Below are 25,978 nucleotides of genomic sequence, written 5' to 3' on the forward strand. Positions count from 1 at the left end.
AATAAAAATCTGCATATAACTATTGCATTATAGCATCAGCTCAACAAGAAATAAATAATTAATTGGTTATAAATATTTTATATGAAAAATACCGTATTATCAATACTACTTTTGGCTTTTATTACCTCTTGTAAAGATCCCAAAAGTGAAACTCCACAAAGCCAGGATCTTCAAATCAAAGGAGATCATGTGATGATTCCTGAAAACAATCCTGTTTTAAAAACAATTAAAACAGAAGTGATCACCGAAGAGGAACACAGTGATGGTGTAGTATCCGCAGGAACCATCCAGGCAATCCCCAATCATTATGCAGAAATTGCCAGTCCTTTTTCCGGAAGAATTACAAAATCCTTTATCCAGCTCGGCCAAAATGTTTCTGCGGGAAGCCCGCTTTTTGAAATCCTTTCTTCCGATTATTTTTCAGTTCAGAAAGATTATACAGACGCCTTAAATGATGTGCAGCTTGCAGAGAAAAATTACAGACGCCAGCAGGATCTGGTAAAACATGGGGTCGGTATTCAAAAAGAGCTGGATGAAGCGGAAACAGATTTTAAAAATAAAAAGACCTCACTTTCTAATGCCTCCTCTGCCCTGAAGGTATACAACAGTAAAGGAGGAGGTATAGGAAGTCCCCTTATTGTAAGAGCTCCTATCAGTGGAGAAATTATTTCCAATAAGATTGTTAACGGTCAGTATCTGAAAGGTGACGCAGATCCTGTAGTTATTATTGCAGAACTTTCCAAAGTATGGATTTCCGGGGATGTTAAAGAAAAAGATATTCGTTTTGTCAATATCGGAGATCATGTCTCTGTAAAAATAAGTGCTTATCCGGATCGAAATATTACAGGAAAAGTATACCACATTAATGAAATAGTAGACGAAAATACCCGAAGTATAAAAGTCCTTATAGAATGTGACAATCCGGACAGAAAGTTAAAACCGGGTATGTATGCCACCGTTAATTTCTCAACGACTCCCGAAAAAACAGTTATGATACCCGTTACAGCTTTAATGCAGCAGGATAATACTCAGTATGTATGGATAAAAACGGGAAAGAACCAATTTACCAGACGTTCAGTGGCCACAGGTGAAACAGACCAGAAATCAGTAAGAATTATTTCAGGATTAAAACCAGGAGAAACCATCATGACTGAAGGCGGAATTTATATGCTGGATGCAAAATAATATGAATGTGATAAAATGTACAATCTAAAACCTGTAAAGACCGTATCCCGCTCAGCACAATTACATGATACGCCACACTTTATATACTGTACAAAAATTAAGAATTATGAAGCAATTACTTACAATCTCTATACAGAAGAGGTGGCTGATGCTCGCGCTCTTCCTTTTACTAGGCTTTTTTGGTTATTATTCCTGGACCAGATTATCCATAGAAGCTTATCCTGACATTGCCGATGTCAGCTCACAGGTGGTTACACAGGTACCGGGACTGGCTGCTGAAGAAGTAGAACAGCAAATTACCATTCCGTTAGAAAGGGCTCTGAACGGACTTCCGGGAATGCATGTCATGCGAAGCAAGAGTACTTTTGGACTTTCTATTATCACAATGGTATTCGATGACGGTGTAGATGATTACTGGGCCAGACAGCGAATCCAGGAAAGACTGACAGATGTGGAGCTTCCCTATGGGGCACAGCCGGGGCTGGATCCCCTTACCTCTCCTATCGGCGAAGTCTATCGTTATATTATCGAAAGTAATACCCATAGTCTGCGGGAACTTACAGATTTGCAAAATTTTGTCATTATTCCACGCATTAAACAGGTTTCAGGAATTGCTGATGTAACCAATTTCGGAGGCATTACTACCCAGTTTCAGATCGAGCTGGATCCTCATAAACTAGAGCAGTATGGTCTTTCACTATCTGAAGTTACCGAAACTATTTCCAGAAATAATGTAAGCGCCGGCGGGAGTATGCTACCCCGGGGAAATCTGGCCTATGTTATCCGGGGGATAGGTTTGGTAAAAGATTTAACAGACCTTGGAAAAATTGTGGTGAAAACACAGAATGGAGTTCCTGTTTTCCTGAATGATGTAGGAACACTTAAATATGGAAACCTCGAAAGAAAAGGTATTCTAAGCTATACAGACAGAAAACGCAACTACTCCGAAAGTGTAGAAGGAATTGTACTTTTACTAAGAGGACAAAATCCGTCACAGGTACTGGAAGGTGTTCATCAGGCCATTGAGGAATTGAATAAAGAGACCCTTCCTCCGGGAGTAAAAATCCATCCTTTCCTGGATAGAACAGACCTTGTAAAAACAACACTTACCACTGTATCCCATACCCTTACAGAAGGAATTGTACTGGTTATTATTGTACTTATTGTATTCCTTGGAAGCTGGAGAGGTGCATTATTGGTTGCTATTACCATTCCGCTTTCCTTATTATTTGCATTTATCTTAATGCATTTCACTAATATTCCCGCCAATCTCCTTTCACTCGGAGCCATCGATTTTGGGATTATTGTAGATGGTGCCATCGTCATGTTGGAAACTATCCTTAAGAAAAGAGAAGATAATGCAGAAGAAACCCTGGAAGAAAAAACAATTACCCAAAGAGTGATTGAAGTGGCCAAGCCTATATTCTTTTCCACCATTATTATCATTACTGCGTATCTCCCGTTATTCGCATTTGAAAGAGTGGAGAAAAAACTGTTTACCCCAATGGCGTTCACGGTAGGTTATGCCTTATTGGGAGCACTCGCGGTAGCATTACTTCTGATTCCGGGATTAGCCTATGTAATCTACCGTAAACCACAAAAAATATATCATAACAAATGGTTGGAAAAAATAAGTACTGCCTATGGAAAAAGAATAGAAAAGATCATGCAGACTCCTAAAAAAGTCATTATACCGGTCAGCATTGTATTATTATCTGCAGGAATACTTTCCTATACCGTAGGAAAAGACTTCCTTCCTGAGCTGGATGAAGGCTCTATATGGCTGCAGGTACAGCTGCCTCCCGGTATTTCTTTAGCCAAATCAAAAGAAATGAGTGATACCCTGCGTGCCCGAACACTGAAACACCAGGAAGTCACCTATATGATGATTCAGGCAGGCCGTAATGATGACGGTACTGACCCATGGACCGCTTCTCATTTTGAAGTATCTGTTGGTATAAAACCTTACAGCGAATGGCCTTCGGGAAAAACTAAAGCAGATTTAATTAAAGAGCTGGCCGCAGATTATAAAAATATGCCTGGATTCACGGTAGGTTTTTCACAACCTATGATTGACGGGGTTATGGATAAAATTTCCGGGGCTCACAGTGAACTGGTTGTAAAGGTATACGGAGAAGAATTCAAGGAGACCAGAAGGATTGCTGAAAATATAATGTCTACTTTGAATACCATCCCAGGTTCTGCTGACCTTGCCATCGATCAGGAACCTCCTTTACCTCAACTGCAAATTATTGCAGACAGGGATAAGATTGCTCAGTATGGTCTCAATGTGGCAGATGTAGCAGATCTTATTGAAGTTGCATTGGGAGGAAAAGCTATTTCCCAAATTTTTATCGGCAATAAAGTATATGATATTTCCTGTCGTTACACCGAAGACAGCCGCGACACTCCGGATAAAATAGGAAACCTGATGCTTACCTCAGCTTCGGGGGCCAAAATCCCACTGTCACAGGTAGCAGAAGTAAAATTAAGCACCGGTGAAAGTACCATTACCCGAGAAATGAATAAACGTCATCTCACCGTAAAACTGAATTTAAGAGGTACCGATCTTTCTTCTTTTCTGAAAAAAGCTCAGGATAAAATTGAAAAAGACATTCAATACGATCATGGAAAATACCAGGTCAAATGGGGTGGTCAGTTTGAAAACCAAAATAGGGCTTATTCCAGATTGGCATTTATTGTTCCGCTGGCATTAGCAATTATGTTTCTGTTATTGTATAGTGCATTTGGTGATTTCAGACAGGCTTTGGTGCTCATGTCTATCGTTCCATTGGCATTATTCGGTGGAATGCTGGCCCTCAATATACGCGGAATGTCTCTTAATGTGTCTTCTGCTGTCGGATTTATTGCATTATTCGGGGTAGCCATTCAGAACGGGGTCATTATGATTTCCCACATCAACGACCTTCGTAAAAAAGGCTATGATTTGAAGCTTGCAGTCACCAAGGGAGCAAAAGATCGCTTCAGACCGGTACTGATGACGGCAACCGTTGCAGTAATCGGATTATTTCCAGCATCATTAGCTACAGGAATCGGTTCAGATGTACAGCGGCCTCTGGCTACAGTGATCGTTTACGGATTGATGTTCTCTACTATTTTAACACTGTTTGTTCTGCCTGCTATTTATTATATGGCTGAACGCCGCAACGAAAAACAAAATTTAGAATCAGATGAAAATTAGAGCTCATTTTATCATATTATTTGCTGTGTTATTCAGCATGACAGATATCGTAAAGGCACAGGAAAAAGAACTTATACGTTTTGAAGAATACCTGAGTCTTGTAGGAAAGAAAAATCTCAGCTATGCTGCCCAAAAATATAACGTAGGTATGGCCGAAGCATCGATCCAGACTGCAAGTATGTTTCCGGATCCCCAATTGGAAATGGAAACCACCAACAATGGGGTAAGAGAGAATATGGGGTATGTTTACGGAGCTTCTATCGGCTGGACACTGGAGCTGGGAGGTAAAAGAAAAGCCAGAATAAATCTGGCCAGAAATCAATCTGAACTGAGCAAAATACAACTGCAGGATTTTTTCAGAAACCTCCGTGCCGATGCCGGTTTAGGGTATATCGATGCTTTAAAATCCAAAGCCCTTCTGGGAGTACAGCAGGACTCATACAAAAACATACTGCAACTGGCCAAGTCCGACAGCATCCGATACCGCCTAGGAACAATATCACTGGTTACGGCAAAACAGAGTAAATTGGAGGCAGCCTCCTTACTCAACGAAGTGTTTCAGGCTGAAAGTGCGGAGCTACAAGCATTAACCAATTTATCGGTATTTCTCAGTGACCACAAAATGACCGGCAGAGAGGTTACCGGAGATTTTAATGCTTTCAACAGAGATTTCAGTGTAGATGATCTGATCCTTCAAGCACTGAATGAAAGAACAGATTTATTAGCAGCCAGACAAAATACACAGATAACCCAAAGTCAAATCAACCTTGAAAAAGCCAACCGTGCCATAGACCTTGGAATCAGTGCCGGCGCAGAGCGACATACTGAAGCGATCAATGAAATAGCTCCTTCACCAACTGTAAATGCAGTAAAAATAGGACTTAGCATTCCTTTGAAATTTTCAAACAAAAGAAATGCAGGATTAAAAATAGCAGAAATGGCCCATTCTCAGGCTGAGGTCGAGTACCAGCAGGTTGAGCAAAGCATACGGGCAGATGTGATGCAGGCTTATCAGCAATATACAGCCACTCAGAAGCAGGTAAAACAATTTCATAACGGAATGCTTACAGAGGCCAAAAGTATATTGGAAGGGATTACGTACAGCTACAAAAGAGGGGAAAGTTCTATTCTGGAGGTTCTGAATGCCCAGAGAACCTACAACAGTATCAGGAAAGACTATTACCAGGCTCTTGCAGACAATGCCGCTGCTTTAATTGAACTTGAGCGGAAAGCCGGAATCTGGGATATTGAATTTTAGAAAATAAAACTGAGAACATTTTTCATCAAAAAACTATAAGACTACAGATTAATTCCATATTCCTTTTTTTCCTTTATCAAAAAAGCTCTGAGATCTATATGATTCCGGAGCTTTTTTACTTATTTCTTGTATTGAGATTCATAGGTACTGATCCAATCTTCAGGAGTCATTTTTTTACTCAGCTCAGCAATTAATTCAAAAGGAATATCTTCCACTTTTTTGAAGCGGACACATGATTTTCCCATATCCAGTTTTCTCCTGGAATATTTGGGATATTCTGAAACAAACCATTCCAAAAGTTCCGGTCTGGAATACAGCCCCATATGGTATAATGCTATAAAATTTTTCTGAGAAGCCAGATTAATGAAAGGTAAAGGGGTATTGGCTGCACAATGATAGCCGGCAGGATAAGTTTTCAAAGGGACAACCCAGCCTATCATTCCATAATTGGTGGCATCCTCAAAACCCTTCGGTAAGTTTGTATGAATACTATCAAAAAGCTTCTTGAAAGCCTCCTGTCTCTCTTCAGGAATCTTTGAAATATAATCTTCAATGGACTTAGATAAAATTTGCATTTTCAGTTCGTTTTTAAAGGATCAAATTAATAAAAAAAAATTCATCTCAGGATAAAAAAATGGCAGTACATCACTATACTGCCATACAATTTATTTACATAAAAAAAACTTATTTCTTCACTGCCTTTACAGTAGATTGAGTCCCATCTTTAAAATAAAGGGTAACAAAATACAGCCCGGTATTCAGCATACTTAGATTAAGCTCTTTTACAGGGCCCTCAATGGTATTCACAATTCTTCCTGAGAGATCTACCACTGTGACAGATTTCACTTCTCTTGTATCTGATATATAGAGAATATCTTTAAAAGGGTTCGGATGAATTTCAGCTTTCTTGGTTACTTTATTCACTTCCGAAGTACTCAGCTGGGCATTTTCAACGGTAAAGTCATCTATATAGAAATTATAATCCAGACCTTCATTTACGGTTCCGGAAGTTCCATAAAATGCAAATACCGTATGGGCATTGGTATTGGCTGTTAAATTATAACTGTATTCATTCGATGTGTTGGAAGGACCGTTAGCCGTATTCCAGGTTTGTAATATCGTCCACGTTGTTCCATTGTCTTCGGAAACCATAAAATGTACAATATCATCGCCTCCCATTAAAGAAGTTGCAGTTCCGGAATATGTTGTAACTCCGTAGTTAAATTTCACTCTGTACCCACCTGCCGAAAGATCGAATGGCACTGTTTTAAGCCAGCCCGTTCTATTGGTAGAATACAAATTCATATGGATGGACGGACCGTTAGCTGATGTATTTAAAAAATTACGCTGATCCCAATAGACTGTAGTTGCAGTAGGTCCTGTGGAAGGGCTTCCGCCAGAGATATTATTGGCCCAGCATGTCCCCGGAACGCTGCTGAAATTATTAGTATATGGAGGCACCAAAGCACCACACAGCGTAGTAAATGACTTAGAGAATGACCATGCACTTTCACTCGTTGCAGTACTGCAATTTGTTCTTACCCAATAATAATAGGTTGTACTTGGAGCTAAACTTCCCAATGTATAAGAGGTTCCCGTCACATCCGAATAAACAGGAACTGTAGTGCTGGTAGGAGTTGTGGGACTTGTACTGTAATAAATATCATGGCTTACCGCTTGTGTGCCGGCAGGAACCGTCCATGAAATATCCGCAGAACTTGAGGTAACCGTTCCTGTAGCAGATAATGTAGGCGCTACACAATCAGTATAAACATCTGCCGAGAAAGCAAAAATATTGGCCACACCTGCACTACTGGTTTTGGTTATTGTGATACTCTGAATAGGTTTGGCCTGGTTGGCTGCATCAATATTTAAAACAGCCTGATATAATCTCGGATTAGTAGAATTGGCATCCAGCGCATCTGAAGTTCTGAGAATTCTCCCAATCCCCTGAATTGCAAAATTCATTCCTCCATACCAGTCTGTGATTCCTTGCCCGGTAAAAACCTGGGTCGTATTGTCTGTAAAATTAACTGTCACATTTACTGTAGAGTTGCCACTTCCACTGGTAGAAAGCATGTATAATTTGAAAGCAGCCACAGGATTGGTAAATACGAGAGTCCCGGTATTTGCTCCTGCGGTATTACTGTTAATTCTTAAAGAATTATTTCCCGAATAATCTCCAAGCTGATAACTTAAACCCGGCGTTGAAGCCACTACTGAGTTTATAATCCCATTGGCAGGAAGACCATAGGTAAGTGGTGTGCTGCTCGCAGTGAGTTGAAAATCCCTGGAGATAAAATTATAGGAAACTCCATCCACATCCATTGTGGTAGAAGCCATAGAAGGTCCTATCCCGTTGGCGATAACGTCAGCTGTATATCCGGACTGAACGGGTATAGGTTGAAAATTTTGAGCCATCATTGATGATGTAAAAGATAGAGCTGTGATACTTAAAGCTCCAAAAAGTAATGTTCTTTTCATATTGATTAATATTTATCCAGTAAATTTATAAAAAAAATAACATTAAAAGTATTTTATCACTATTTTCAAAAATAAAACACATTATAGTTAAATAAAACAATAATTATTAAAATAAATAAAAAAATAATTCACCAAATAAGGAGTATATAAAAATTACAAATCACCTCTTTTTTCAAATTCCATTTATTCATAGATTTTATTATTGAGAAATTAAATCTTATTTTTGCCATACAAATTTTTTAAACAATGCCGAATATTTCAAACAGAGCACTGCACATGCCGCCATCGCCGGTAAGAAAACTAGTTCCTTTCGCATTACAAGCAAAACAAAAAGGGATAAAAGTATACCACCTTAATATCGGGCAGCCTGATATTGAAACTCCGGAAACAGCTTTAAATGCTTTAAAAAATATTGATTTAAAAGTATTGGAATATGCCCTTTCTGAAGGTAATATAGAATACAGAAAAGCCCTTACTGAATATTATCATTCATTAGGTTTTGCTGATTTGACACCTGAGAACTTCATTGTTACCAATGGTGGATCAGAAGCCCTTAATTTTGCTATTTCTACATTATGTGACGATGGTGATGAGGTGATTATTCCTGAACCTTATTATGCAAACTACAATGGTTTCACCAGTACATTTAATGTCAATGTAGTAGCAGTTCCTTCTACTATTGATACAGGTTTTGCCCTGCCTCCGGTAGAAGAATTTGAGAAAAAAATCACAGAAAAAACAAGAGCTATTGTCATCTGTAATCCTGGTAACCCAACAGGATACCTGTATACCCGTGAAGAGTTGCAAAAACTTGCAGAAATTGCTTTAAAATATGATATCGTAATCATCTCTGACGAAGTGTACAGAGAATATGTATATGACGGAAAGCAACAGATTTCAATGCTTGATTTCCCAGAATTGAGTGAGAACTGCATCATAATAGACTCGGAATCCAAACGTTATTCTATGTGTGGAGTAAGAATCGGATGTATGCTTACCCGTTCTTCAAAAATCCGTAATGCGGCAATGCTTTTTGCTCAGGCAAGACTAAGTCCTGTTCTTTTGGGACAGATTGCTGCCACTGCTGCACACCAGAACGATGGTGCTTATATTAGAGCGGTAAGAGAAGAATACACCCACAGAAGAAATGTATTGGTTGACCTGTTAAATGCTATTCCGGGGGTCATCTGCCCTAAACCGAGAGGAGCATTCTACTGTGTAGCTGAACTTCCGGTAGATGATACCGAAAAGTTTGCTCAATGGTTACTGGAAAAATATTCATTGAATAACGAAACCATTATGGTAGCTCCTGCCGGTGGATTCTACAGCAATCCTGAACTGGGTAAGAAACAGGTAAGAATTGCTTATGTTCTTAAAGAAGAAGATTTAAAGAGAAGTGCTGAAATCCTTAAAGAAGCTCTAAAAAAGTACAGAGAAGAATTTAGCCTATAAATTATAATATGATGCCGACAACAAAAAATATACATCTGAAAATACTGTTTTCGATCTTTTTGCTGTCGGCATTTTTTTCTTGTGACAAAAAGGAATCGGTACAAACAGCCCATAAAGATCCTTACGAGATTACATCTATCAGTATATCCAATATCGGAGGAAACCTTGGCTATTACAGAATTATAAAAGTCACCAAAGATTCTATCACCGTGGAAAAAGGAACAACCTCCACTCAAAATCACAAAAAATGGCATTCAGCTATCAATGCCAGCACCTGGAAACAGCTTACCTCATCCATCCATATGGTGGATCTTGATCATATAAAGAGTTCTCCAAGCCAGCAATCTGTAGACGGTATAGATGAAACTTTCCAGATCCGAACTCCGAAAAAGTCACATATTTATGTTAATTCTTATGTTGATACTGTACATTACAAACAATTTCAACAACTTAAAGAACATATAGACCACATTCTGCCAAAAGAATACAAATAAAACATGCAAGAAAATTTTTCCTTACAGCCTTACAACACATTTGGAGTTGACGCCAACGCTAAATATTTCACTGAAGTCAGCAATACCGAAGAATTAAAAGCAGCGCTCAGCTACTCAACATCTCATTCTCTTCCACTTCTTTTTTTGGGAGGCGGAAGTAATATTTTACTGACCAAAGATTTTGACGGCCTTGCTATTAAACTTAATTTAAAAGGAATATCCGAAGAAAACTTCAGTGATAATGAAGTGTTTGTCACGGCCAAAGCTGGTGAAAACTGGCATGAATTCGTGATGTATTGCTTACATAAAAATTATGGTGGACTAGAAAACCTCTCTTTAATTCCCGGAAATGTAGGAACTTCTCCCATGCAGAACATCGGTGCTTATGGAACGGAAATTAAAGATATTTTTGTTAGCTGTCAGGTATTGGATCTGGAAGACCTTGAAGTTAAAACATTCAACCTTGAACAATGCCGATTCGGATACAGGGATTCTATTTTTAAGCAGAAAGGAAAAGGCAGATATGTTATTCTGGAAGTCACTTTTAAACTGACCCGGAAAGAACATCATGTAAAAACAGAATACGGAGCGATTACATCTGAACTGAAACATCTGGGTATTGAAAACCCCACTATCCAGGATGTATCTCAAGCAGTAATCAATATCAGACAAAGCAAGCTGCCGGATCCTAAAGAAATCGGGAATGCCGGAAGTTTTTTCAAAAACCCTACAATTCCTTTGGCCCAGTTTGAAGCTTTACAGCAAAAGTTTGAAAACATTCAGGGATATCCTAATGGAGACATGGTAAAGGTTCCTGCCGGATGGCTGATCGAACAATGCGGATGGAAAGGGAAACAGATTGGGAATGTAGCCTCACACAAGCTCCAGTCATTAGTAATCATCAACGCAACAGGAAAGGCAAGCGGAAAAGAAATTTTTGACTTCTCCACGGACATTATCAATTCCGTGAAAGAGAAGTTTGGGATAGAACTTGAACGGGAAGTGAATATCATTTAATTAAAATACAAGGGCTGCTTCAATATTGAAACAGCCTTTAATTTTTACCGTTTTCTCAATGCATCATCTTATGCACGAGTATAAAACAGCAACTTATCCTGAAGTAGTTCACGTCCATTTTCCATAAAATCATTATTTTAGCTAAAAATAAAGACACAATATGAAAATAGCGATTCTGGGAGCCGGAAATATGGGACTATCTTTTTCAAAATCTTTTTTGAAGTACGAACTGATCAAACCTGAACACCTTCATCTGATCATCCGAAATCCATCTAAAGTAGCTAAAATAGCTGAGGACTTTCCCAAGTCTATCATTTCAACTTTCAGCGAGGTTAAAGAACTGGACGCGGATCTGGTTATTATCGCTGTAAAACCTCAGGATTTTCAGCTTGTTGCTCAAAATATTCAGTTTACATTAAAGGAAAACCAGATGGTTTTATCCATTATGGCAGGAATCAATATCGATAAAATCCAAAAATCACTTAATCATCCGCTAGTGGTAAGAGCTATGCCTAACTCTCCTACTCTTTTGGGTATGGGAATTACGGGCTATACTGCTGCAGACGGAATTTCTTTCAGCCAGCTAATCAATATTGAAAGACTGCTCAACAGTACCGGCCGCTCTGTCTATCTGGAAAACGAGGATCTTTTGGATGGTGTTACTGCATTATCAGGAAGTGGACCGGCTTACTTCTACTATATTATTGACGCCATGATTAAAGCGGGAATTGAAATGGGAATTGAAGAAAACCTTTCCAAGCTTTTTGTCAAACAAACGATGCTGGGGGCTTACCACCTGATCAACAATTCTGAAAAAAGCCTTGAAGAGTTGATTAAAGATGTTGCATCCAAAGGTGGAACTACAGAAGCTGCATTAAAGACATTTGAAGAAAACAGCTTTAAAGACATTTTAAAACAGGGAATTCTAAATGCTGAAAAGCGGGCTAAAGAGCTCAACAACTAAGCTTTTTCTCTACAAATATTCTGATCTGCCAGCCCAAATACACCCCGAAAGTATTCAGGAGGATATCATCTACCTCAAATATTCCCATTCTGGTAAAGTATTGGAGCGCTTCTACAATAACAATAGCTGAAATGAAAGCAATACACAATGTTTTCAAATCCTTAAACCTTGGAAAAATCCAACCCAGAAAACCAAAAGGAATAAACATAATAATATTTCCTAAGACAATAATCACAATATCTTTCCATCCATCTGCAGTCTGAATAAATTTAATCGTAGAAAAAATAGGTTTTACGGTGATCAGGTTATCTTCATACTGATATCTGCCCATCCCCAAAAACATCAGGTAAAGCAAAAATAAGGTATAGGGAATAATTGCAATTTTGTATACTTTCTTTAACATCAGTTGCTAAGATATTCATTTCAAAAACATTAAATTTGTATATTAAAATAAATTAATGAAATACGTTTTACTTACACTTATTTCAGCAATGCTGCTGTCGGTTTCGTGGCCTACCTATGGAGTTCCTTTTTTTATATTTTTCGCCCTTGTTCCCCTCCTGATGATGGAACATGGAATTTCAAAATTCTCCAGCTATAAAAGAAAAAGCTGGATGGTTTTCGGACTTTCCTATCTGTGTTTTATCATCTGGAATATTGTCACTACAGGATGGTTATATGGCTCTAAAAATCCGGATGGAAGCCATTCTATGATGGCTGTTGTATTCCCTGTTTTGGTCAATTCACTTTTGTATTCTTTGGTTTTCCAATGTTATCATTGGTACAAAAATGCCCAGGGAACGTATTGGGGCTTAGGATTTTTGATCGCCATCTGGATGAGTTTTGAAAAATTCCATCTGGGTTGGGAACTGACGTGGCCATGGTTGAATTTAGGAAATGTATTTTCTGAATATCCAAAGCTTATCCAATGGTATGATACCCTGGGAGCTACAGGAGGAAGTTTCTGGATCTTACTGATCAACGTTTTAATTTTTTATACCCTGAGAACCTGGGAAGCCGGAAGAAAGAGAAAAGATCTGATTAAAAACTCTTCAATTGTAACGGCATTAATTGCTGTTCCAATGATTATTTCATTAATCAAGTACAACAGCTTTAATGAAAAACCATCCGGACAGGTGAATGTACTGATGTTACAACCTGATCTTGATCCGTACATGGAAAAATATTCAAAAGACAGTCTTACCATTGAAAATGACCTGCTGAAGCTGGCTGAAAATAATTCAAAAGGAAAAATTGATTATTTCATTGCTCCGGAAACAGCCATTCCGGGAAGAGGTTCAATTTCTGAAACCGGTTTTGAAAAAAGTTTACTGCTAAACAATATCAAAGACTTTTTAGTAAAACATCCCGGATCTGTTTTTGCTACGGGAATTTCTTCACACCGCTTTTATTTTGATCCGTTACAAGCGCCAAAAGAAGCTTACCAGATCAATTCCGGAGTTTGGGTGACGAGTTACAATACGGCCATTCAGCTAGCTCCCCATCAGAAAACACAGGTTTACCATAAGGGAAAACTTGTTCCGGGAGTTGAAATCTTTCCTTATATGAGCGTTCTTAAACCTTTATTGGGAGATGCTATGCTCAATCTGGGTGGTACAGTAGCTTCCTTAAGCACAGATAAAGAAAGGCTTGCTTTTTCAAACCCTTACAATAAGGGAAAAATAGCTCCTATCATTTGCTATGAAAGCATTTATGGTGAATTTGTTACTGATTATGTAAAAAAGGGAGCCAATTTCTTAGGGATCATGACCAATGATTCCTGGTGGGGAGTTTCAGAAGGACACAAACAACTTTTATCTTACGCCAGATTAAGAGCTATTGAAACAAGACGAGAAATTGCCCGTGCAGCCAATAGTGGAATTTCCGCACATATTGATGCCAAAGGAGAAGTTGTAGCCGATACTTTTTATGGTGATCAGACTACTTTATTTGCTAAGGTAAATCTTTATGATACGATGACTTTCTATACAAGAGCCGGAGATCTTCTTTCAAGGTTTTCAATCTTTGCCTTAGGTTTCCTTCTATTTTATTTTCTGATTAAAAAGTTCCAGAACAGAGCAAAGAAAGGATAGTTGTTATAGGATGATTGAATCTATTAGAGCATAAGCCCAAATGAAGGAAAAAATATTCAGATACAGATATTCTATCATTTTTCTATTTTATTGTATAATGGTATCTTATCTAAGTAAAAATGCAACGCTCATATTTGAGTGGAAAGTCATTATACAGGATTTTGCGGTTTATCATGACTATTATTATCTAGGGAAGCCCTCCAGCTATATGCCTCCTCTATATCCTTACTATTTACTTTTGATACAAAGTATATTTAAAATCCCTCAATGGATAATGATATCCTGTATTTTACAGTCTGTTATTCTATTTTTTTCAGTTTTATCACTTGTTCAAAAATTCGAAGAAAATGACAAGAATAAGAATAATTATTTCATTGCTTTTGCATGTATTATTTTCTTTCCCCCTATCCTTCTTGGCAGTACAAAAATTAGTTCTTTTGCGCTAACGGTTTCTATATTCAGCGTTTTCTTTGCTCTAATATTAAAATTATCAAAAAAAATCACCCTCAAAAATATAGTGTTGGTTTCAATTGTATCAATACTGGGATTATATATTCGGTATGAATTTTTATTCTTAATGATTATCTCAACAATCGTACTCATATTGTATAAAAAATTAAAGTACTACAGCCTCCTGATTCTGTTCGCATTCATATTGATCACATACCTTCCCTGGTGTATAAGAAATTATGAAAAAATAGGAACTTTTCATTACTCAACTTCTTTAAGTTATAATTTTGCAAAAGGAAATCATGAAAAATATGATATTTTCTCAAGCGGTAATTTCCCCTATGATCCGTCAAAAAAAATAATATTAACGGATGAGTATCTTCGCGCTAATTATGAAAATGAAAAGCAAATAGATAACTACCTCAATCAACTCAACAAGAATTTTATTTCATCACATCCTAAAATGTTTATTGAGAATAGTTTAAAAAAAATTGGAATTAATTTTTTGAATTACTATCCGGGGAACTATAACTTTTCAGGTAATACAGTCCCCTATTTATACAGTATTAGTTTATTAATTTTCAATCTGCTGTTAATTTATATATTATTTCAAAAGCTAAAATCAAACTTTACATTTCAAGCAGCATTTCTTGGGATATTATTTATATTTTACCTACTGTTTTATTCAATAGCTCCTTTACCAAGATATTTTTTATTCTATTTCCCTTTATTCTTTCTTTTTGTATTTCAATACTTCAGTTGTAAAATACAATCAGTTCTATTGAAAGGAAATAATAGAAGTTCTTTCCGACGGTAACTTAATTTAAATAACAAAACACTGTTTTAACAATAAAAAAAATGCTATATAAATGATTTTATGGAGTTATATTTCCTCATGAATGTTACAGGTTATATAGAATCTAGCATAAAAAAGAGAAAAGCCAGCTGGACGTCTGGCTTTTCTCATTGATAGAAGATAGAATGATTCAATTACTTAATCGTAAGTTTCTTGGTGGTTATTTCGTTTTTTATCTTCAGTTTTAATACATAAATTCCTTTTGGTAAGTGAGAAATATTAATAGATTGGTCACTGTTCAAAGTAATATTCAGTTTTTTACCATCCATTGAAAACATTTCAGCTTCAGAAACCTTTTCTCCTTTGATATATACTTTCTCAGAAGCAGGGTTCGGATATACTACAAGCTGCTGTCTTGCCATCGTATCACGCGTTCCTAATGTACTGTTTTCTGCAGAAGAATTAGAATAGGTTTTGGATGCATCTATTGCCTTGACGCTCCAGTACACATTCTGAACAGAAGGATTCAGCTCCAGAAACCATGATGGTGTTGTCACTATATATTTGGCAATATCTGTTGCTCCCGGCGTTGATCCAACACTGATTTCATATCGTAAAGCATTGACAGGCGTTTTATCATCTGTAGCCCCACTCCACGCAAAATTAAACCTGTTTCCGTTTCTTGTTAGATTCAGATTCGTGGGAGGTGTAGGCTTTGCATTGGCTTCCGTAGATGTATTTTTAAAAATCTTCGTCAGGGAAGGCATATCAGGATTTGACCAGTCGAATCCGCTCAACAAAATATCCAGATGGTGATCATTATTAAAATCAAACAGCTGAACAACTCCAGGACCTCCCAGGTTGTATATTCCCGTAGTGGCTCCCTCAGTAAAGTTTTGAGTGTTTGGATTATACAGATAGGTCTTTACCGCTGCATCATTATCATTCCCGGCAATTATAAAATCATAATAACCGTCATTGTTTAAGTCTCCAATGCTTATAGAGGCATCGGAAATATCGGGCAGATTAAGCTGATGAGTAGTCAGAGTACCCGTCCCGTCATTCATTAAGACAGCAAAATATCCGTTATCACTATCATCCTTTCCTGCCACAAGAATATCCTGGAAACCATCAGCATTAAAGTCTGCAAAGTCTATCTTTCCGCTTGTCAGAGGTTCAAAATCCTGGGCGAAGGTCAAAACTCCGGCCTGATTCATGTATACCCTGGAGATGGGGGCTCCATTAATATCAGATCCAATGATGACAAGATCTAAAAGCTGATCATTATTAAGATCAACCATTTTAAAGCTACCGTTCTGAGTTCCATCTACCCAGTTTTCAGTCATGTCAAAACCAGCTCCTGTATTCCGGTAAAAATCCAGGCTGTTTCTAAAACCTCCCCCATGGGAGTATTGAGTTCCATTAAGTGCATAATCCTGTCTTCCGTCGTGATTAAAATCAAAAACTTCTAGAGATCCATAAATTTTTCCGGAGAGGTTTTCTTCTTTTACAAAACCTGTTCCCGTATTCCTGAATCTGTATTGTTTATAATTAACCACATCCATATAGCTAAGTCCTGTAGAGACAATATCCAGCAGTCCGTCATTGTTAAAATCAATAAACTTGATATCTCCCAAATGCGTGGGCCCTACACCAAGCCCCGCATAAGAAGACAATCCTGAGCCATTATTCTTATAAACTTCATTATAAGTCATATCTGCTGTTCCATCTCCGTCTGAATCTATAGCTCCATTGAATACAATATCCATAGTCCCGTTATTATCAATATCAGCGATATCCGCTGCTGAGTAATAAAAATTGTTCATCCCCGTCTGTATTTCAGTGAAATTCTGAGCAGCTAAACAAATCGGCACCATAGACAACAGAATATAAATTCTCTTCATGTTATTTTTATTTAGATTAATTAAAAACAAAGATAGGCTATTAAATTATTTTCTATGAAGAAACGTTGCATGAAATATATCAGGCCTGCTCTACCACCCAATTCCGGCAATTCGGCTATTTTAAAATCAATATTATTAATCAGTAAGTTATTTACAAATATTTTCCAAAAGATTTGTCTATCTAAAAAATTCTTCGTTATTTTGCACTCTCAAATATTATACAAATAAGAACATCGAGATATGTCAAGAATTTGCCAAATAACAGGAAAGCGTGCAATGGTTGGTAACAACGTTTCTCACGCTAATAACAAAACGAAGCGTCGTTTTGAAATTAACTTATTGGAGAAGAAGTTTTACCTTCCGGAGCAAGATAAGCACGTAACACTGAAAGTATCAGCTCATGGATTGAGAGTGATTAACAAGATTGGAATCGAAGAAGCTATTGAAAGAGCTACTAGAAACGGATTGATTAAAAAGAATTAATACATCATGGCAAAAAAAGGAAACAGAGTTCAAGTAATCCTTGAATGTACAGAGCACAAAGAGAGCGGTATGCCAGGAATGTCTAGATACATTTCTACAAAAAATAAAAAGAACACTACAGAAAGATTGGAATTGAAAAAATACAATCCTGTTCTTAAGAGATCTACCCTTCACAAAGAAATCAAGTAATTTATAAATATAATTTACAATGGCAAAGAAAGTAGTAGCAACCCTACAAAGCGGTCAGTCAAAAAAAATGACTAAAGTGGTGAAAATGACTAAGTCTTCTAAATCAGGAGCTTACGTTTTCGAAGAAAAAGTAATGAATGCAGACGAAGTTGATGGTTATTTGAAAAAATAATCAAGACTTTATTTACAATATAAAAAACTACTCAGATTTTGGGTAGTTTTTTTGTTATCTTTGTTCACCAGATTATTAATCAATAAAATATGAAAAAGATTCTTGTTCTGTTTTGCACAGCAATTTTTCTATTTTCATTCAGTCAGAAAACTATGAATACCTTAGAATATAAAAGTTCTCCAAAAGTTTTCAGCATAAAAGGATTGTCACAAGCAGTAAGTATTGATTGTGGAACTTCTAAAATGGTTTTATTGTCTGGGCAGGTTCCCCTTGATACGGATGGAAACCTGATAGGGAACAATGTAGAGGAGCAAACACAGCAGATATTCAAAAATATAGACTACGTTCTGAAAGAATATGGAGGAACAACGAAAGACATTATAAAACTAGGAATATTTATTACAGATATTTCTAAAACACCGGATTTCAGAAAAATCAGGGATACCTATGTCAATCTTCAAAATCCTCCGGTAAGCAGTCTTGTAGAAGTAAGTGATCTGTTCAGAAATGATGTGTTTATAGAAGTAGAGGCCACAGCAGTTATTAAAAAATAAATAAGAATAAACTAAAACTATGAGTTGGTTTAAAAATATTTTCAAAAAGGAAGAAAAAGAAACCTTAGATAAAGGATTGGAAAAATCCAGCCAGGGATTCTTTGAAAAAATGACGAAAGCCGTAGTCGGTAAAAGTAAAGTAGATGATGAAGTACTGGATAATCTTGAAGAAATACTGATTGCATCTGATGTAGGTGCTTCTACTACCATTAAGATTATAGGAAGAATTGAAGAGCGTGTTGCCAGAGACAAATATGTTAGCGTAAACGAATTAGATAAAATTCTTCGTGATGAAATTTCAGGACTGCTTCTTGAAAATCCTCACGCCGGAACCGGAAATATCGACGCCTCCAAAAAACCATATGTTATTATGGTGGTAGGAGTGAATGGCGTAGGGAAAACAACGACTATCGGAAAGCTTGCCCACCAATTCAAATCAGAAGGTAAAAAGGTGGTTTTAGGGGCTGCAGATACCTTCAGAGCGGCAGCTGTAGATCAGCTTACTATCTGGAGTGAAAGAGTGGGTGTTCCTATCGTAAAACAAGGGATGGGTTCCGACCCTGCTTCTGTAGCATTTGATACAGTACAAAGCGCTGTAGCGCAAAATGCAGATATTGCTATTATAGATACTGCCGGAAGACTTCACAATAAAATAAATCTGATGAATGAGCTTTCCAAGATCAAAAGAGTTATGCAAAAGGTTATTCCTGATGCTCCTCATGAAATTCTGCTGGTTCTTGACGGTTCTACAGGACAGAATGCATTTGAACAGGCGAAACAATTTACAGCAGCCACCGAAGTCAATGCATTAGCGGTCACCAAATTAGACGGAACAGCTAAAGGTGGAGTTGTTATCGGTATCTCAGATCAATTCCAGATTCCTGTAAAATATATAGGCGTAGGTGAAAAAATGCAGGATTTACAGCTTTTTAATGGTACGGAATTTGTAGACTCATTCTTCAAGAAAAGATGATTTATATCATGTTTTCCCTTATATTAGTACACAAATTATTTTTAAAATATTAACAATAAAAAATTTACAACTATGGGAATAATAACATGGATTTTATTCGGTCTTATTGCAGGAGCTATCGCTAAAATGATCATGCCAGGTACTCAAGGTGGAGGATGGCTAATCACTATTATCCTGGGAATTCTGGGAGCCTTTTTAGGAGGAGCTATAGGAGTTTATATTTTACATTGGGGAGATGTTGCCTCATTTTGGAATCCAAGAAGCTGGATCCTTTCTATTGGAGGAGCTTTAATCATTCTCTGGATTTATGGAATGGCCACAAAGAAAAGCTAATATTTAGCCAATACTTATTATAAAAAATAAAATCCCGGGTCTGAAATCAGATCCGGGATTTTGTTTACAATATAATTTAGTTAGTCGATTCTAATCTCATAAGGCATTGCCATCTTTACATCAGCCTGAAGCTTTTTGTCAGTAATCTGTTGTAAGATTTCATAATTGGCTTTTCCTATCTTATTTTTAATCAATTTTGCAGAAACATCTTCTTCATTCAGATCATTAAATATCTGTTCGAAAGGAGACATTCTTTTAGGAAATGAATCTACATGGTAAGATTTCAATCCTGCTTTCTGTGCTGCAAACTTTATGGCATCATTAAGGGTTCCCAAATCATCTACCAGGCCAATCTGCTTAGCACGTACTCCACTCCATACTCTACCACCACCGACATTATCAATCTGCTCAAAAGTCTGTTTTCTGTTTTGCGTTACAAAATGTACGAACCTTTTATAGGTACCCTCTACACCTCTTGTCATCATATTCACTCCATAAGGTGTCACTCCGTTCAGCCCGGAATAATACATAGAGTTAGCATTGGTAGCGACAACGTCTGCACGAATTCCGTTTTTATTGGCAATATCTTTAAAATAAGGAATCACTCCAAAAACACCAATTGAACCGGTAAGTGTATTAGGTTCTGAATAGATTTTATCCGCTGCCATCGCCACATAATATCCTCCGGAAGCCGCATAGTCCCCAAAAGAAACAATCAAAGGCTTTTTCTTTTTCAGCTGCTGAAGTTCAAATAAAATCTCATCCGACGCATTAGCACTTCCACCAGGAGAATTGATTCTCAAAACAACCGCCTTCACCTTCTCATCATCCTGAAGTTTTTTAATGTATTTTACATATTTATCAGCATAGATATCATTATATCCATCACCATTGTTAATAGATCCGGAAGCATATAATACCGCTACTTTTTCTCCCGACTTATCATCATCTGCATAAGAGCTTATATAATTAGCCAATGAAACTTTATTTAGCTTTTCATTGTCTTTCAGGCTTAGCTTCGACTTGATCATACCTTCATATTCTGTCTTTTGAACAAGTTTATCCGCAAGCTTGTATTTTAATCCCAATTCAGGAATCATTCCGTATAAGCTGTCTACAACCATTTTAAACTGAGCAGTATCAATTTTTCTTGAAACAGCCATTTTATTGGATGTATTTTTCCAAAGGTCATTCAAAAGCGTACTTAGCTGCTCTTTGTTCTCCGGAGAAATATCATTCCGTAAAAAAGGCTCTACTGCCGATTTAAATTTTCCATGACGTATTACTTCAATACCAATCCCATACTTATCAGCAAAATCTTTAAAGAAAGTAACTTCTGTAGACAATCCTTTCAGCTCAATACCACCTGCAGGATTCAGATAATACTGATCAGCTACTGATCCCAGATAATAGGAAGATTGTGAAACCCCGTTTCCATAAGCATACACAAACTTTCCACTTTTCTTAAAATCTTCAATAGCATTCCTGATATCATCAATCTGGGTCAGCCCGGCATTTAAATCATCCACTTCAATACTGATCCCTTTAATATTATCATCCGTTTTTGCTTTATTGATTGCTTCCAACGCATCATATAGAAGAACACTCTTGTTCTGGTTGCTAATTCCGAACAATCCACCTTCCTCTTCAGTAGGGCTGTCTATGATATGTGTTTTTAAATTAATCGTAAGAACCGAGTTCTTTTTTACCGTCACAGACTTATCATTCCCCATAGAACTGAACACAAGCATCATAATGAAAAAGATGAAAAATAAAGCGCAAAGTATCACAATTGCAACTATATTTGCCAAAACATTTTTAAAGAAACTTCTCATAAATCAATCAATTTTTTTAATATGTCGCAGCAAAAGGTGATTTTGTTACTAGGAAGTAACCTTGGAGAGCAAAAAAAAAATTTAGAGCTTGCCTTACAGAAAATTAGTGAAGGTGGAAATAACATTTCACAAATTAGCGAATTTTTAATGTCTGAACCCGTAGAATTTGCCAGTTCCAATATTTTTTGTAATATTGCAGCAATAATATTCACTCATCTTTCACCAATTCAACTGCTTGATTTTATTAAAGATATTGAAGTTGAAATGGGAAGAAGTAATGATTCAAAAGTATCTGGAGGCTATGCTGATAGAATAATAGATATTGATATCATTACATATAATGAATTAAATTTTATATCAGAAAGATTAGAAATCCCTCATAAAAAACATCTTTTTGAAAGGGAATTTTCCAGAGTATTATTAAAAGATTTTATTTAAAACATAAAACATACTGTATGAAATTAGGTTTATTATTATTGGCTACACTGCCAATTGCAGCTTATGCGCAAAACAACAGTACTACAGTTAATTCTTCAACTGAGTACCCTAATACTTTTTCTTCAGGTTCCGCTAACGTACAACCATTCGACAACAAATCCAAACGATTCAATGACTGGTCAATTTCTGTGGGTGGAGGTGCTGCATTTATGGTCCACTCGGATCTTAAATCAATCAATAAGGACAAAACAAACTGGGGTTACAATGCTTACGTAAGCGTAGATAAGCAAATTTCTCATACTTTCGCTTTAAGCGTAATGTATATGAGAGGAGAAACTAAGCAAACAGGCCAGCTTCCAGGGGCAGCAGGTCAGTTAGCAGGTGTAGGTACCGCTACAACTCAATTTGATCAAATATCTTTACTAGGGGATATCAACTTCTCAAATTTATTAAGAAGAACTGATAATCATTCTCCTTACAGATGGGCATTCCATGGATATGCAGGAATTGGAGTTCAAGGGTTCAGAACCTCATTGCATGATAATGATGAATTCAGATGGAGCAATAGTCCAAAAAGAGTTCCTCTGTTTATCAAACAGGATATTGATATCAACTCTATCTTCTATCAAGGAGGTGTAGGGGTAAAATACAATGTTTCAAAACTTATTGATGTTGAAGCAAGAACCATGTACATCATTAGTGGTGATGATGAATTTGACGGTGGCGGATGGGCTGATGCCAATGATTATGATCCAGCGTCAAAAAATTCAAAATACAACATGCTTAATCCGAGAAGATCTGATAATGCATGGACAGTTAGTTTAGGAGTGTCTTTCAAACTAGGAAAACATGCTTCTCACTTAGCATGGCATGATCCACTTCAGGAAGGATATTACAGACTCAATGTTTTAGAAAACGCTACAAATGATCTTGTGGTATGTGAAAAAGGAGATGCTGATAATGACGGAGTATGTGACGATTGGGACAGACAACTTGATACTCCTGCAGGAGCAAGAGTAGATGGTGCAGGTGTTGCTCTTGACATGGACCTTGACGGAGTTATAGATTTATATGATAAATGCGTAACGGTTCCGGGACCTGTAGAAAACAACGGATGCCCAACAAAATAAGGTAAGCGATTTATCAAAAAAATATCAAATAATAATACACGATGAAATTTAATTTAGCAATTGCTGCATTAGCACTGGCAATCCCCACTGCTATATATGCGCAAGACAGCATTGCAGTTTCTAATGGAACGTATCCTAATACATTCTCTTCAGGATCTGCTAATGTTTCCCCATTTACTAACCAATCAAAGAGATTTAATGACTGGTCGATTTCAGTAGGTGCAGGTGTTCCTCTCCTTCAATCGGCAGATTTGACATCAATTAAGAATGGAAATGGTAAAAACCTTTTCGGATACTCAGCTTATGTAAGTATCGATAAAGCCATTACTCATGCTTTTGGTATTAATCTACAGTATGACAGAGGAGAAACGAGACAAGGTTGGTTCAATACTAAAGATGCTGCTCCTGATGCTACGGCTGTAGGTGCAAGAACTCAGTATGATGCAATCTCTATCTTGGGAGATATTAACTTCTCTAACCTTTTAAGAAGAGTAGATAACCATTCTACATACAGATGGGCTCTTCACGGATATGCAGGGGTAGGTACTATTGCCTACAGAGCATATCAGAAAGACAGCAAAGGGCAGAGATTAATGACGGAAGTAAAACCTTTCAAACTAGGTTCTATGTTTATGCAGGCTGGTGCAGGTCTTAAATTTAAAGTAAACAGAAGAATCGACCTTGAAGGTAGATTGATGTATGTTGTTACCGGTGATGATGAATTTGACGGTGGCGGAGATGCATACAGCGCTATCAACAAGCGTTCTGAGCAGGTTTCAGATAATTTCTTCAACGCTACTTTAGGACTTTCCATCAAGTTAGGAAAACATGATTCTCACTTAATGTGGCATGACCCACTTCAGGAAATCTATTACAAGCTTGATGTGCTAGCGAATAAAAAGCAGGATATTGAAGTATGTAAAAAAGGAGATGCTGATAACGATGGTGTATGCGACGACTGGGACAGACAACTTGACACTCCTGCAGGAGCGAGAGTAGATGGTGCAGGTGTTGCTCTTGACACAGATTTAGATGGCGTTATTGACCTTTACGATAAGTGTGTAACTGTTCCTGGACCTGTGGAAAACAACGGTTGTCCTATCAAGAAAGATAACAATCAAACCGCAGTAGAAGTAGAGAAATCACTTAAAGATATCTACTTTAATTTCAATAAAGCTACGATCAGACCTGAATCTAACAGTAAATTAGATCTTGCCGCTTCAATTATCAAGGAAAACGGAGGTAATTACCTACTGACTGGTCACACGGATAGCAAAGGAAATGCAGCTTATAATCTAAGATTATCCAAAGAAAGAGCTGCTGCAGTAGTTGGTGCTCTTGAAAACAGAGGTATCAGTCAAAATGTACTGAAATCGAAAGGAGTAGGTTCTGCCGAAGCTACAATTCCTGCATCAGCTTCTGATGCTGAAAGATTAGCAGACAGAAAAGTTACTGTAAAATTCATAGAAGCTTCTGAATGGAATTCTATCCAAAAGAAAGATTATGAAGATGCTCCTGTAAAAAAATCAGTAAAAAAAGTTACTGCTAAGAAAAAGAAAAAATAATTTTTTATAACAAGTAAAAACCGAAAAGAATTCTTCTTTTCGGTTTTTTTTTCTATTACGATTTTTTTTACTTATCTTTATATCATTTTCAGGGCTAAAACTCTGGTATTTGCAAATAATAATTAGGTAATTTTTAAGCAATATAGAAAAAAATTAATATAAAATTAGTTTTTAATAAATAAAATCATTTAAAATAACTTAACTTAAAAAAATAACACTATGAAATTAAGTTTAGCAATTGTTGCATTGGCACTAGCTATACCAGGCGCCAACTATGCACAAGACTCAACGGCAGTTTCAACAGGAACGTATCCTAATACATTTTCTTCAGGGTCTGCCAATGTTTCCCCATTTACTAATCAATCGAAGAGATTCAATGATTGGTCAATTTCCGTGGGTGCGGGTGTTCCTCTCCTTCAATCGGCAGATTTGACATCAATTAAGAATGGAAATGGTAAAAACCTTTTCGGATACTCAGCTTATGTAAGTATCGATAAAGCCATTACTCATGCTTTTGGTATCAATCTACAGTATGACAGAGGAGAAACGAGACAAGGTTGGTTCAATACTAAAGATGCTGCTCCTGATGCTACGGCTGTAGGTGCAAGAACTCAGTATGATGCAATCTCTATCTTGGGAGATATTAACTTCTCTAACCTTTTAAGAAGAGTAGATAACCATTCTACATACAGATGGGCTCTTCACGGATATGCAGGGGTAGGTACTATTGCCTACAGAGCATATCAGAAAGACAGCAAAGGACAGAGATTAATGACAGAAGTAAAACCTTTCAAACTAGGTTCTATGTTTATGCAGGCTGGTGCCGGTCTTAAATTTAAAGTAAACAGAAGAATCGACCTTGAAGGTAGATTGATGTATGTTGTTACCGGTGATGATGAATTTGACGGTGGCGGAGATGCATACAGCGCTATCAACAAGCGTTCTGAGCAGGTTTCAGATAATTTCTTCAACGCTACTTTAGGACTTTCCATCAAGTTAGGAAAACA

General features: G+C 37.1%; 23 protein-coding genes and 1 pseudogene. 18 read left to right on the forward strand and 6 right to left on the reverse strand.

Going from position 1 to position 25,978, the window contains the following annotated elements; all coding sequences use genetic code 11:
- The first annotated feature begins 81 nt into the window (after nt 1-81).
- From DRF57_RS07715 to DRF57_RS07725, 3 genes are all read left to right on the forward strand, one after another.
- Complete coding sequence (locus DRF57_RS07715; RefSeq protein WP_115917739.1) at nt 82-1,185, forward strand: efflux RND transporter periplasmic adaptor subunit; 1,104 nt, start codon at nt 82-84, stop codon at nt 1,183-1,185.
- A 106-nt stretch (nt 1,186-1,291) separates the two neighbouring features.
- A complete protein-coding gene (locus DRF57_RS07720; RefSeq protein WP_174772366.1) occupies nt 1,292-4,387 on the forward strand; it encodes an efflux RND transporter permease subunit in 3,096 nt (1,031 codons plus the stop codon).
- Complete coding sequence (locus tag DRF57_RS07725) at nt 4,377-5,645, forward strand: TolC family protein (protein ID WP_047490389.1); 1,269 nt, start codon at nt 4,377-4,379, stop codon at nt 5,643-5,645. Before DRF57_RS07720 ends, DRF57_RS07725 begins: the two co-directional genes overlap by 11 nt.
- Nucleotides 5,646-5,764: 119 nt before the next feature.
- On the opposite strand, the gene DRF57_RS07730 is transcribed toward DRF57_RS07725, so the two are convergent.
- Together DRF57_RS07730 and DRF57_RS07735 are read right to left on the reverse strand one after the other, a co-directional pair.
- Nucleotides 5,765-6,220 (reverse strand): DUF1801 domain-containing protein, encoded by a 456-nt coding sequence (locus DRF57_RS07730; RefSeq protein ID WP_047490386.1) that lies wholly within the window; start codon nt 6,218-6,220, stop codon nt 5,765-5,767.
- A gap of 109 nt (nt 6,221-6,329) precedes the next feature.
- Nucleotides 6,330-8,129, reverse strand: coding sequence for a T9SS type A sorting domain-containing protein (locus DRF57_RS07735; protein ID WP_047490384.1), 1,800 nt, complete (start codon nt 8,127-8,129; stop codon nt 6,330-6,332).
- A gap of 246 nt (nt 8,130-8,375) precedes the next feature.
- Between DRF57_RS07735 and DRF57_RS07740 the strand changes: the two genes are divergently transcribed.
- The 4 genes from DRF57_RS07740 to proC all read left to right on the forward strand — a co-directional run bounded on the left by DRF57_RS07740 (nt 8,376) and on the right by proC (nt 12,056).
- A complete protein-coding gene (locus DRF57_RS07740) occupies nt 8,376-9,581 on the forward strand; it encodes a pyridoxal phosphate-dependent aminotransferase (protein ID WP_115917741.1) in 1,206 nt (401 codons plus the stop codon).
- An 8-nt stretch (nt 9,582-9,589) separates the two neighbouring features.
- A complete protein-coding gene (locus DRF57_RS07745) occupies nt 9,590-10,075 on the forward strand; it encodes a hypothetical protein (protein WP_228450329.1) in 486 nt (161 codons plus the stop codon).
- Nucleotides 10,076-10,078: 3 nt separating this feature from the next.
- The gene (murB, locus tag DRF57_RS07750; RefSeq protein WP_115917743.1) at nt 10,079-11,092 is read left to right on the forward strand and encodes a UDP-N-acetylmuramate dehydrogenase; all 1,014 of its coding nucleotides are present in this window, start codon (nt 10,079-10,081) and stop codon (nt 11,090-11,092) included.
- 160 nt (nt 11,093-11,252) lie between these two features.
- Nucleotides 11,253-12,056 carry a pyrroline-5-carboxylate reductase gene (gene proC / locus DRF57_RS07755; RefSeq protein WP_047490373.1) on the forward strand — a complete coding sequence of 268 codons (804 nt, stop codon included), beginning with the start codon at nt 11,253-11,255 and terminating at the stop codon, nt 12,054-12,056.
- Here the strand turns inward: proC and DRF57_RS07760 are convergent.
- The gene (locus DRF57_RS07760) at nt 12,046-12,459 is read right to left on the reverse strand and encodes a VanZ family protein (RefSeq protein ID WP_084085413.1); all 414 of its coding nucleotides are present in this window, start codon (nt 12,457-12,459) and stop codon (nt 12,046-12,048) included. The genes proC and DRF57_RS07760 overlap by 11 nt on opposite strands.
- A gap of 55 nt (nt 12,460-12,514) precedes the next feature.
- Here DRF57_RS07760 and lnt point away from each other — a divergent pair, with 55 nt between their 5' ends.
- Nucleotides 12,515-14,149, forward strand: a complete 1,635-nt coding sequence (lnt, locus tag DRF57_RS07765; RefSeq protein ID WP_115917745.1) for an apolipoprotein N-acyltransferase — start codon at nt 12,515-12,517, stop codon at nt 14,147-14,149.
- Nucleotides 14,150-14,515: 366 nt separating this feature from the next.
- On the opposite strand, the gene DRF57_RS23530 is transcribed toward lnt, so the two are convergent.
- Nucleotides 14,516-14,752, reverse strand: coding sequence for a hypothetical protein (locus DRF57_RS23530; RefSeq protein ID WP_123863299.1), 237 nt, complete (start codon nt 14,750-14,752; stop codon nt 14,516-14,518).
- An 837-nt stretch (nt 14,753-15,589) separates the two neighbouring features.
- Nucleotides 15,590-17,299 (reverse strand): T9SS type A sorting domain-containing protein, encoded by a 1,710-nt coding sequence (locus DRF57_RS07775; protein ID WP_228450331.1) that lies wholly within the window; start codon nt 17,297-17,299, stop codon nt 15,590-15,592.
- Between the two features lie 240 nt (nt 17,300-17,539).
- Here DRF57_RS07775 and rpmB point away from each other — a divergent pair, with 240 nt between their 5' ends.
- The 6 genes from rpmB (at nt 17,540) to DRF57_RS07805 (ending at nt 20,003) form a co-directional block, all read left to right on the forward strand.
- On the forward strand, nt 17,540-17,782 hold the full coding sequence (rpmB, locus tag DRF57_RS07780) for a 50S ribosomal protein L28 (RefSeq protein WP_002976757.1): 243 nt from the start codon (nt 17,540-17,542) through the stop codon (nt 17,780-17,782).
- Between the two features lie 6 nt (nt 17,783-17,788).
- Entirely contained in the window at nt 17,789-17,971 is a 183-nt protein-coding gene (rpmG, locus tag DRF57_RS07785; protein WP_027373683.1) for a 50S ribosomal protein L33, read from the forward strand.
- Nucleotides 17,972-17,990: 19 nt separating this feature from the next.
- On the forward strand, nt 17,991-18,143 hold the full coding sequence (locus tag DRF57_RS07790; protein WP_081989060.1) for a DUF4295 family protein: 153 nt from the start codon (nt 17,991-17,993) through the stop codon (nt 18,141-18,143).
- Nucleotides 18,144-18,295: 152 nt separating this feature from the next.
- A complete protein-coding gene (locus tag DRF57_RS07795; RefSeq protein ID WP_228450333.1) occupies nt 18,296-18,697 on the forward strand; it encodes a RidA family protein in 402 nt (133 codons plus the stop codon).
- Between the two features lie 19 nt (nt 18,698-18,716).
- Nucleotides 18,717-19,670: a signal recognition particle-docking protein FtsY gene (ftsY, locus tag DRF57_RS07800; RefSeq protein ID WP_047490360.1), complete on the forward strand. Its 954-nt coding sequence runs from the start codon at nt 18,717-18,719 to the stop codon at nt 19,668-19,670.
- Nucleotides 19,671-19,742: 72 nt separating this feature from the next.
- Complete coding sequence (locus tag DRF57_RS07805; protein ID WP_047490357.1) at nt 19,743-20,003, forward strand: GlsB/YeaQ/YmgE family stress response membrane protein; 261 nt, start codon at nt 19,743-19,745, stop codon at nt 20,001-20,003.
- Nucleotides 20,004-20,083: 80 nt separating this feature from the next.
- Here the strand turns inward: DRF57_RS07805 and sppA are convergent, their stop codons facing one another.
- Complete coding sequence (gene sppA, locus DRF57_RS07810; protein WP_084085421.1) at nt 20,084-21,838, reverse strand: signal peptide peptidase SppA; 1,755 nt, start codon at nt 21,836-21,838, stop codon at nt 20,084-20,086.
- 21 nt (nt 21,839-21,859) lie between these two features.
- Between sppA and folK the strand changes: the two genes are divergently transcribed.
- From folK to DRF57_RS07830, 4 genes and pseudogenes are all read left to right on the forward strand, one after another.
- Nucleotides 21,860-22,276 carry a 2-amino-4-hydroxy-6-hydroxymethyldihydropteridine diphosphokinase gene (folK, locus tag DRF57_RS07815; protein WP_047490351.1) on the forward strand — a complete coding sequence of 139 codons (417 nt, stop codon included), beginning with the start codon at nt 21,860-21,862 and terminating at the stop codon, nt 22,274-22,276.
- A 17-nt stretch (nt 22,277-22,293) separates the two neighbouring features.
- A complete protein-coding gene (locus DRF57_RS07820; protein WP_115917749.1) occupies nt 22,294-23,406 on the forward strand; it encodes an OmpA family protein in 1,113 nt (370 codons plus the stop codon).
- Nucleotides 23,407-23,447: 41 nt separating this feature from the next.
- Nucleotides 23,448-24,971 carry an OmpA family protein gene (locus tag DRF57_RS07825; RefSeq protein ID WP_115917751.1) on the forward strand — a complete coding sequence of 508 codons (1,524 nt, stop codon included), beginning with the start codon at nt 23,448-23,450 and terminating at the stop codon, nt 24,969-24,971.
- Between the two features lie 219 nt (nt 24,972-25,190).
- Nucleotides 25,191-25,978 (forward strand): annotated as a pseudogene (locus DRF57_RS07830) (OmpA family protein); the annotation flags it as partial.

The organism is Chryseobacterium rhizosphaerae, assembly GCF_003385455.1.
In the GTDB taxonomy this organism is placed as follows: Bacteria; Bacteroidota; Bacteroidia; order Flavobacteriales; family Weeksellaceae; genus Chryseobacterium; species Chryseobacterium rhizosphaerae.

What these genes read in the sequence shown, in the direction of transcription:
- folK (WP_047490351.1), top strand. Translation starts at nt 21,860, where the DNA reads ATGTCGCAGCAAAAGGTGATTTTGTTACTAGGAAGTAACCTTGGAGAG.
- proC (WP_047490373.1), top strand. Translation starts at nt 11,253, where the DNA reads ATGAAAATAGCGATTCTGGGAGCCGGAAATATGGGACTATCTTTTTCA.
- DRF57_RS07730 (WP_047490386.1), bottom strand. Translation starts at nt 6,220, where the DNA reads ATGCAAATTTTATCTAAGTCCATTGAAGATTATATTTCAAAGATTCCT.
- rpmG (WP_027373683.1), top strand. Translation starts at nt 17,789, where the DNA reads ATGGCAAAAAAAGGAAACAGAGTTCAAGTAATCCTTGAATGTACAGAG.
- DRF57_RS07790 (WP_081989060.1), top strand. Translation starts at nt 17,991, where the DNA reads ATGGCAAAGAAAGTAGTAGCAACCCTACAAAGCGGTCAGTCAAAAAAA.
- DRF57_RS07740 (WP_115917741.1), top strand. Translation starts at nt 8,376, where the DNA reads ATGCCGAATATTTCAAACAGAGCACTGCACATGCCGCCATCGCCGGTA.
- lnt (WP_115917745.1), top strand. Translation starts at nt 12,515, where the DNA reads ATGAAATACGTTTTACTTACACTTATTTCAGCAATGCTGCTGTCGGTT.
- DRF57_RS07805 (WP_047490357.1), top strand. Translation starts at nt 19,743, where the DNA reads ATGGGAATAATAACATGGATTTTATTCGGTCTTATTGCAGGAGCTATC.
- murB (WP_115917743.1), top strand. Translation starts at nt 10,079, where the DNA reads ATGCAAGAAAATTTTTCCTTACAGCCTTACAACACATTTGGAGTTGAC.
- DRF57_RS07795 (WP_228450333.1), top strand. Translation starts at nt 18,296, where the DNA reads ATGAATACCTTAGAATATAAAAGTTCTCCAAAAGTTTTCAGCATAAAA.
- ftsY (WP_047490360.1), top strand. Translation starts at nt 18,717, where the DNA reads ATGAGTTGGTTTAAAAATATTTTCAAAAAGGAAGAAAAAGAAACCTTA.
- DRF57_RS07745 (WP_228450329.1), top strand. Translation starts at nt 9,590, where the DNA reads ATGATGCCGACAACAAAAAATATACATCTGAAAATACTGTTTTCGATC.
- DRF57_RS07820 (WP_115917749.1), top strand. Translation starts at nt 22,294, where the DNA reads ATGAAATTAGGTTTATTATTATTGGCTACACTGCCAATTGCAGCTTAT.
- DRF57_RS07825 (WP_115917751.1), top strand. Translation starts at nt 23,448, where the DNA reads ATGAAATTTAATTTAGCAATTGCTGCATTAGCACTGGCAATCCCCACT.
- rpmB (WP_002976757.1), top strand. Translation starts at nt 17,540, where the DNA reads ATGTCAAGAATTTGCCAAATAACAGGAAAGCGTGCAATGGTTGGTAAC.
- DRF57_RS23530 (WP_123863299.1), bottom strand. Translation starts at nt 14,752, where the DNA reads ATGAGTACGATTGTTGAGATAATCATTAAGAATAAAAATTCATACCGA.
- DRF57_RS07715 (WP_115917739.1), top strand. Translation starts at nt 82, where the DNA reads ATGAAAAATACCGTATTATCAATACTACTTTTGGCTTTTATTACCTCT.
- DRF57_RS07725 (WP_047490389.1), top strand. Translation starts at nt 4,377, where the DNA reads ATGAAAATTAGAGCTCATTTTATCATATTATTTGCTGTGTTATTCAGC.
- DRF57_RS07760 (WP_084085413.1), bottom strand. Translation starts at nt 12,459, where the DNA reads ATGTTAAAGAAAGTATACAAAATTGCAATTATTCCCTATACCTTATTT.
- DRF57_RS07775 (WP_228450331.1), bottom strand. Translation starts at nt 17,299, where the DNA reads ATGAAGAGAATTTATATTCTGTTGTCTATGGTGCCGATTTGTTTAGCT.
- DRF57_RS07720 (WP_174772366.1), top strand. Translation starts at nt 1,292, where the DNA reads ATGAAGCAATTACTTACAATCTCTATACAGAAGAGGTGGCTGATGCTC.
- DRF57_RS07735 (WP_047490384.1), bottom strand. Translation starts at nt 8,129, where the DNA reads ATGAAAAGAACATTACTTTTTGGAGCTTTAAGTATCACAGCTCTATCT.
- sppA (WP_084085421.1), bottom strand. Translation starts at nt 21,838, where the DNA reads ATGAGAAGTTTCTTTAAAAATGTTTTGGCAAATATAGTTGCAATTGTG.